The 7808-nt window shown below is 46.3% G+C and carries 6 protein-coding genes and 1 pseudogene; 4 read left to right on the plus strand and 3 right to left on the minus strand.

The genetic code is table 11. From position 1 onward, the window contains the following. The first annotated feature begins 168 nt into the window (after window positions 1–168). From QT974_RS27865 to QT974_RS27875, 3 genes and pseudogenes are all read left to right on the plus strand, one after another. A pseudogene (locus QT974_RS27865) lies at window positions 169–759 on the plus strand (Uma2 family endonuclease). A 267-nt stretch (window positions 760–1026) separates the two neighbouring features. Then, window positions 1027–4332, plus strand: coding sequence for a DEAD/DEAH box helicase (locus tag QT974_RS27870; RefSeq protein WP_333471645.1), 3306 nt, complete (start codon window positions 1027–1029; stop codon window positions 4330–4332). Window positions 4333–4347: 15 nt separating this feature from the next. Next, window positions 4348–5178, plus strand: a complete 831-nt coding sequence (locus tag QT974_RS27875) for an SWIM zinc finger family protein (protein WP_333471646.1) — start codon at window positions 4348–4350, stop codon at window positions 5176–5178. Window positions 5179–5332: 154 nt separating this feature from the next. Here the strand turns inward: QT974_RS27875 and QT974_RS27880 are convergent, their stop codons facing one another. From QT974_RS27880 to QT974_RS27890, 3 genes are read right to left on the minus strand one after another with little or no spacing between them, the layout of a single operon-like run. Beyond that, on the minus strand, window positions 5333–5551 hold the full coding sequence (locus QT974_RS27880; protein ID WP_333471647.1) for a PaeR7I family type II restriction endonuclease: 219 nt from the start codon (window positions 5549–5551) through the stop codon (window positions 5333–5335). Then, window positions 5520–6104 carry a DNA-methyltransferase gene (locus tag QT974_RS27885; protein WP_333471648.1) on the minus strand — a complete coding sequence of 195 codons (585 nt, stop codon included), beginning with the start codon at window positions 6102–6104 and terminating at the stop codon, window positions 5520–5522. Before QT974_RS27885 ends, QT974_RS27880 begins: the two co-directional genes overlap by 32 nt. Then, a complete protein-coding gene (locus QT974_RS27890; RefSeq protein WP_333471649.1) occupies window positions 6049–6588 on the minus strand; it encodes a DNA methyltransferase in 540 nt (179 codons plus the stop codon). Before QT974_RS27890 ends, QT974_RS27885 begins: the two co-directional genes overlap by 56 nt. Before the next feature lie 171 nt (window positions 6589–6759). On the opposite strand from QT974_RS27890, the gene QT974_RS27895 reads away from it, so the two are divergent. Continuing rightward, window positions 6760–7539, plus strand: coding sequence for a photosystem II S4 domain protein (locus tag QT974_RS27895; protein ID WP_333471650.1), 780 nt, complete (start codon window positions 6760–6762; stop codon window positions 7537–7539). Window positions 7540–7808: the final 269 nt, after the last annotated feature.

Here is a 7808-nt window from a genome sequence, read left to right on the forward strand (position 1 = left end):
TGAGTGAGAATCAGAGATTTACTGCCGAAATGCGAGAGCCCCTACGAGTATATTTGCACTCATTGAGATGCACCCACCAGACGCACCCTATAGCAACAATCTAATATTGACTTGGATTCAAGTTGTGTTACCAGAATATTTGACCTTACTTAATATTTGGAGAAACCGATGGAAGTTCCAACAATAGCCTTATCTTCTCCCCTAGAATTGACAATAGATATAACTGACGAACAATTTTTTTAGTTGTGTCAAGAAAACCGAGATTTAAGATTTGAGCGCACTGCTAGTGGAGGATTAATTATCATCTCGCCTACTGGTAGCGAGACTGGCAATCGCAACATTGACTTATCCTATCAACTTCAATCTTGGAGCCGTCAAAATAAACATTTGGGAATTGCGTTTGACTCTTCAACTGGATTTAAACTGCCAGATGGTACTGATATTTCTCCGGATGCTGCTTGGATTCGGCGCGACAGATGGGATGCTTTAACTCCCGTAGAAAAAGAGAAATTTGCACCAATTTGTCCCGATTTTGTGGTGGAATTGCGCTCAACCACCGATTCCCTAGAAAAATTGCGGGCTAAAATGAAATTGTATGTGAAAAATAAAGTTCGTTTGGGCTGGTTGCTCGATCGCAAAAATCGGCAAGTAGAAATCTCCCGTCAAGCTAGAGAAGTAGAAATTTTAGATGCACCTCAAACTGTCTCAGGTGAAGATGTACTGCCCGGTTTTGTGTTGGATTTAACTGATATTTTCTAAATTTGTAAGAAGCCTCGGCGGTTGAAACCGCGTCTATACAAACTTGCACGTGCCTCCGCAGGTTAAAGAGGCTTCGGCGGTTGAAACCGCGTCTATACAAGCAAAACCTGCCTCGGCAGGTTAAAGATAGCGCGGTAAAATTATCTTATTGTCTTCCGTCCGCGGAGGCGGACATCGTTTGTATAGCAGCGGTTTCAACCGCCGTCTTATCTTTTCCCGCTAATTCATGATATGATTGGCTGCCAAAGGTTGCGTTTGGTATGACCTATGAAAATCCTGCACGGCACTTGGATTCCTCAAACAGAAGAGAGTTTTGTTCAACCTGGAACGTTTTATATTTGGGTTGAAACCACTGAAAAGAAAAAACAGCCTGCTAAGGTTCATCCCCGACAATTGGAGACGGCACAGTTAACAGAGTTTCTAACGAAAGAAGCCGGGATTCAACTGCCACCAGTCAGCAATACAAGTGCGATCGGGCTAGAATATGCGATCGCCCCTCGGTACTTTTTACTCCCCACAGCCGATAACCAGCCGTTACCATCTTTAGAGTTAGCCCGATATTTAGAGACAGAATTACCCGAAACATTTGAGTTGCAATATTGGGAAGTCGATTGTGTGTCCATCGCCACCCACACTTTGACTAAAGTATTGAACGATCTGCATTTTTTTGCCCTCTACGATTTAGCAGAAGTTCAGTTTGGTTCAGATTTGCTGTTTTGGTATCACTACACCCAATTTTTTAAGCAAATTGTTCTGAAAGATCATTATATTCCGGCGTTGCGCTATCGAGAAACTGCTCCGATCGCGATCGCACCCATCGAAGCATCCGAACCCGCTGAAAAAGCCGCGCGCGGGCGCAAGAAAGCGGGTGAAACAAAAACAACCGCAAAGACTACAAAAACTCCAAAAACACCTGCCAAAATTGCACCCAGCTTTGAGATTTATCCGGGATGGGAAATTGTTTCAGCACAGTACGAAACAGAGTTACAACGCTATGTAGAATGGATGCCTTTAGTTTGCGTGTCCGGTTTTGGGAAGATCCAGCTACAAGATACACCAAAGTTATACGATAGCGAAATGTTGCTGCGTAATTTTTCAGAATGTGCGATCGCCGAAATTGTCACTCAAACCCCCATCCCAGCATCGTTTGAGAATAAGATTGCCGATTCTTTACTCCAAATCTGCCTCAACCAAACACGAAAAATCGCGCGAGTAAGCCTTGAACAATACCGGCAATGGCAAACCTGGCGCGATCGCATTACGCGCAATCAATCTGCTGACTCATTCTCCCTCTGCTTTCAATTACAATCGCCCGAAAACCCCGAACAGCCTTGGGTTTTAGAGTTTCAGGTGGCGGCCAAACAAGACCCATCTCTGCGGGTGCCGTTGCAGGATTATTGGCGATCGCGATCGACTCAACCAAAACAGTTGCAAACACAATTCGGCGACAACTTTGAGCAACATTTGCTAACAAATCTCGGCTACGCTGCGCGCATTTATCCCCAACTTTGGCAGGGGCTAGAAACAGACAAACCCGCTAACATTTCTCTCAACGTAGATGATGCTTTTACCTTCCTCAGCGAGTCCGCTTGGGTATTAGAAGATGCTGGATATAAAGTGATTGTCCCCGCTTGGTGGACGCCCAAGGGACGACAGCGGGCGAAGATTCGGCTGCAAGTCAAAGGCAAGGGCAGCAAAAGCGCTGCAATCAAGGGCAAGGGATTGTTTTCTGCGGATTCCCTGGTGGAATATCAGTATGAATTGGCGATCGGAGGCGAACGAGTTAGCGAACAAGAATGGCAGGCGTTAGTTAATAGCAAAACACCGCTGGTGCAGTTCCGAGGACAATGGATGGAACTGGACAAAGACAAGATGCAGGAGATGCTGGGGTTTTGGAAAAAACATCGCGAAGAGAATCCCGATGTCAGCTTAATTGACTTTATGAAGTTGACGGCAGAAGGAGAAGCCAGTGAAGAGTTGGAGGTGGAGCGCGATCGCACTTTATCGGATATGTTGGAGAAGCTGCACGATAAGAGTCGGCTAGAGTTAATTGCAGATCCAACACAGTTTCAAGGAAAACTCCGCGATTATCAAAAGCGCGGTGTTTCTTGGTTGAGTTATTTGGAAAGTTTGGGATTAAATGGCTGTCTTGCCGACGATATGGGTTTGGGTAAATCGGCGCAGGTAATTGCTAGATTATTGCAGGAAAGAGAAGTTTTATCGACTAGCAAAGAGACGGAACAAGGAACGGAAAAGAAGACAAAAAAAGGGACAAAAAATGCGATTTTACCCACCCTGCTAATTGCACCGACTTCCGTAGTCGGCAATTGGCAGAAGGAAATGGAAAAATTTGCTCCAGAATTGCGATCGCTAATTCACCACGGCCCTCAACGTTTGCAAGATGCCAAAGCATTTAAAGCCGCCGTCCAAGATTGTGATATGTTGATTACTTCCTTTACCTTGGCGCGAAAAGATGAGAAGCTGTTGAGCAGCGTAGCGTGGCATCGTCTGGTAATTGATGAAGCGCAGAATATTAAAAATCCGAAAGCGGCGCAAACCAAGGCGATTTTAAAGTTACCCGCTACCCATCGACTAGCATTGACTGGAACACCTGTAGAAAATCGCTTGTTGGATTTATGGTCAATTTTTAATTTCCTCAATCCCGGATATTTGGGAAAAGAGACGCAGTTTCGGAAAATGTTTGAATTACCGATTCAAAAACATGGGAGTCGCACACAATCAGCAGCGCTCAAAAAATTAGTAGAACCTTTTATCCTGCGCCGTCTGAAAACCGATAAGTCAATTATTCAGGATCTCCCTGACAAAGTTGAGCAAAAGCTCTACTGCAATCTCACCCGCGAGCAAGCTTCGCTTTATGAAGCCATTGTGAAAGAGGTAGAGCAAGAAATTGACGCGGCTGAAGGAATGAAGCGCAAGGGGATGATTTTGGCGACGCTGCTGAAGTTGAAGCAAATTTGCAATCATCCCCGCCAGTTTTTGCAGGATGAAAGTGAGTTTACACCAGAGCGATCGCACAAACTGGAACGGCTGATCGAAATGATTGAGGAAGTCAAAGCCGAAGGCGAAAGTTTATTGGTATTTACGCAGTTTACAGAATTGGGAAGTGCGTTGGAAAAATACATCAAACAAACCCTACATTACAACACTTATTACATCCACGGCGGAACAAGTCGCGAAAAACGGGAACGGATGATTTCAGAGTTTCAAGATCCAGAATCAGAACCTTCGGTATTTATTCTATCACTGAAGGCCGGCGGTGTGGGAATTACGCTGACAAAAGCCAATCACGTGTTCCATTTCGATCGCTGGTGGAATCCGGCGGTGGAAGATCAGGCGACGGATCGGGCGTTTCGGATCGGACAGGAAAAAAATGTGTTTGTGCATAAGTTTGTGGCAATTGGCACTTTGGAAGAAAAGATTGACCAAATGATTGAGGACAAAAAGAAATTGGCAGGGTCAATTATTGGTGCTGATGAATCGTGGTTGACTGAGTTGGATAATGAGGCATTTAAACAGTTAATTAGGCTCAATAAAAATGCTGTTTTAGATTAGGAGAAAATCGCAAATATGTCACAATTTACTCGGACTTGGTGGGGCAATAAATTTATCGATGCGCTGGAAAAATTTACCGATTCAGGGCGACTCGGGCGGGGACGTTCCTATGCACGGAATGACAAGGTAAAAAGCTTTGGCATGAATAATGGCTTAGTGATGGCACAAGTGAGAGGCTCGGTTAATCCTTATTTTGGGGTTTATAAAGAGCCGCTGTACACAACTCAAATTGAGTTTGAGCCGATTAGTCAGGAAAAGTGGCAAGTGGCGATCGCCCAAATGGCATCAAAAGCCAGCTTCATTTCTCGGCTGCTGCTCAACGAAATGCCCGACAACATTGAAAACGCTTTTTCACCCCTGGGATTGCACCTGTTACCCAGCAGCCGCGAGGACTTTAAGACTACTTGCTCTTGCCCAGACTATAGCAATCCCTGCAAACATATTGCCGGAGTCTATTATTTGGTGGCGGCCGAATTGGACAAAGATCCATTTTTGCTGTTTGAATTACGGGGGCTTTCTAAGGAAGTGCTGCACCGCGAATTAGCAAAAACGCCTTTAGGCTTGGCGCTTTCTGCGGAGTTGACGGCGGATGCAGCGGCCCCTGTGGCGGTGGATTCCTATTACACGCGGGCGATCGCCAATGAAGCGCCAACCGTCAGCCTGAGAGAGTTTTGGCACGGTGCGAAGCGGTTTCCGCAGACGATTGAAGTGGGGGTGCAAAGTGGCGTAAGTGCGATCGTGGTGAAAAAGCAGGGAGATTTTCCGCCGTTTTGGCAGAAAGATGGTTCGTTTATTGAGGCGATGGAAGAGCTGTATATGCGGGTGAAAACGAAGAATAAACAGTAAGATTTGACAGTGCGGCATGGCTGATTGACGCTATCAATTAAGTTGTAGGCTCATACTCAAAAGCGCAAAAAGTCTGTCTTCTAAAAAAACTGAAAAATGTACATTAATACTCAAGTTCAGCAATGCCAAAATCTGTTAATTGCTTAACTTGACTCTAGAGTGCGTGGCGGATAAGTTGCTGCAAAAAATTGGCAGCCGACAAGTCTGAACATGGCTCCGTATAGTTGGGATTTTGTGCAGCCTGTTCGCGATTTGTCACTAAAAAACAAGCAGCCGTGAAATGCCTTTCCCGCACCATCTTCTGACAAAAAAGTTCATAGCGTTGAGCATAGCTTGCCCCTCTAAACTCCGGCAAAACCGCGAAATGCGTCAACCTCCCCCATCAATCCGTCATAGACTACGCGCAAGCCATAGGTTTCTTGCATCCGTTTCAGCACCATCTGATGGTAATTTGGCTCAACATCTACCCCGATACTGTTGCGCCCCCAGTTGGCCGCAGCGACGCAGGTTGTCCCCGTCCCCATAAATGGGTCAAGTACCGTGTCCCCAGCAAAGGAAAACATCCGCACCAGCCTTTCTGCTAGTTCCAAAGGATACGGGGCGGGGTGTTGCTTGGTGGAAGCGCCTTTGATATCCTGCCAAATTTGTTGAAACCACTGCCGGTGCAGAGTTTCCGGTATCACGGACAATACTCGGGCTGTCAGGCTGGGACTGCGGTAGCCGCCCGGTTTGCGCTGCATCAGGATAAATTCGATGTCGTTTTTGATGACACCTCCGGGCTCGTAAGGCTTGCCGAGAAAACTGGTGCCATTTCCGGCTGCTTCTAGGGAAGCATTGGCGATTTTGTACCAGATAATGGGTGCGAGGTTATCAAATCCCAGATGGCGGCAGTTTTCCTGAATGCTGGCGTGCAGGGGAAATACCATGTGTCTGCCCTGCACGCCGGCGCGCCACACAGACATCGCCCACGACAATCACCAGCCGTCCGCCTGGTACTAAAACGCGCCATATTTGCTCCCATACTCGATCGAGCTCTTGCAAAAACTGTTCGTAGTCTGCTATTTCTCCAAGCTGGTTTGGGTTTTTGAGATATTCTTTTAAATTCCAGTACGGGGGTGATGTGACTACCAGATGCACGCTTTCATCGGGAATATGTGTCAAGTTTCGGCTATCACCCTGTAGCAGAGAATGGAAAGATGGCAAGCTTTGCACTCGATGCTGAATTTCCTCGATCAAGGCTGCATTTTTGCTGATGGCAGGAATGGCGCGCTGTTCGTCTGCTGCTAGTAATGCGGCTGCTTCCTCGGGTACAAGGCTTTTATCCTGTAGCGCTTGTTTCAACGGTTCGGTTGATTCGTGAGACAGAAACTGGGTTGAAATATTAACCTTGCTTAAACTAGAAGACTTCATATATTTGATACAATAATTATGTTTGTCATATCAGCTTTCCCAGCAACAAAAATCATCATATCCTGATTTGACAATCTTAGACTATAATTAAAGTAGTGCGACTGTTAAAGAAGTAGAGTTTTTAGTTACAGCAAGGTTTGGCACTTTCAAATTATCATCTAAAATTGACTGATGTTACAAAGAGAAGAACTGTTAAAAGGTATCGAAAATCGCGAATCTGTAGCGCGGGCGATCGACCAAGCGGAACAAGCAATTAAAACTTGGGAAGTTACTCTGACTGATTTTCTGTCGCCGCCGGAATTGGCGGACACTCTGACGGTATTTAAGCGCTTGACTGATGTGGAATTGGTCGCTTGGGGAGGCTATCCCCAGGGTGAAAGACAAAGAATTGCGATCGCCCGATCGGAAATCCCGATCGACTCTGCGAGTGTTAGCATTGCTGCGGTGGAGATAGCCGGCAATTTCTTGTTCGACACCGCCAGCCACCGCGACTTCTTAGGCGCAATGCTGGGTACGGGAATTGTCCGCGAGAAAACCGGCGATATCATCGTGTTGGGCGAACGCGGCGCCCAGGCGATTGTCATGCCGGAAATGGTAGAGTATCTGGAGATGAGTTTGCAGCAAGTGCGATCGGTTCCGGTGAAAACTCGGCGCATTGAGTTGAGCGAACTAAAAATTAGAGAACCCAAAAAGAAAGAAATGACAACCGTTGAAGCATCGATGAGATTGGATGCTGTGGCTTCGGCCGGATTTGCCATGTCTCGCAGCAAAATGGTTGAATTCATTGACAGAGGTGACGTGCGAGTTAACTGGAAAGATATCACCCAATCTAGTTATCACGTTAAATCTGGAGATTTAATCGCTGTTAGCGGTAAGGGAAGATTGGAAATTGGGGAAGTTATGGTAACTAAAAAAGAACGCTATCGAGTGCAGTTAACTCGATACTTGTAATTCGGGGAATTTGGAATTGGGATGCGGGTAAGTGCCGGAGTCCGACAGGAGTTGAAAACCCCTATCTCATAGTGAATGAGATCTTGCACCAATGTCAATAAGCCTTTCATGGGCGGGCGGGACGCCCACCCCACAATCAAATTCATTCTTTGTGGAACAGGCCGGACAGCCTGTTCTTGAGAATGGTGCAATATCTCAGTTTCAACCGACTTTAGCCTGACGCCCGGAACTTGAGTCCGACAGGGGTTGAAAACCCCTGTCTCACAGCA

Origin of the sequence: Microcoleus sp. BM001215392, assembly GCF_036700185.1 — a bacterium.
Lineage (GTDB): Bacteria > Cyanobacteriota > Cyanobacteriia > Cyanobacteriales > Microcoleaceae > Microcoleus.

Bases quoted from the DNA above. Each gene is read 5' to 3' on its own strand.
- QT974_RS27875 (WP_333471646.1), top strand. From the start codon at position 4,348: ATGTCACAATTTACTCGGACTTGGTGGGGCAATAAATTTATCGATGCG.
- QT974_RS27885 (WP_333471648.1), bottom strand. From the start codon at position 6,104: ATGGTATTTCCCCTGCACGCCAGCATTCAGGAAAACTGCCGCCATCTG.
- QT974_RS27895 (WP_333471650.1), top strand. From the start codon at position 6,760: ATGTTACAAAGAGAAGAACTGTTAAAAGGTATCGAAAATCGCGAATCT.
- QT974_RS27870 (WP_333471645.1), top strand. From the start codon at position 1,027: ATGAAAATCCTGCACGGCACTTGGATTCCTCAAACAGAAGAGAGTTTT.
- QT974_RS27890 (WP_333471649.1), bottom strand. From the start codon at position 6,588: ATGAAGTCTTCTAGTTTAAGCAAGGTTAATATTTCAACCCAGTTTCTG.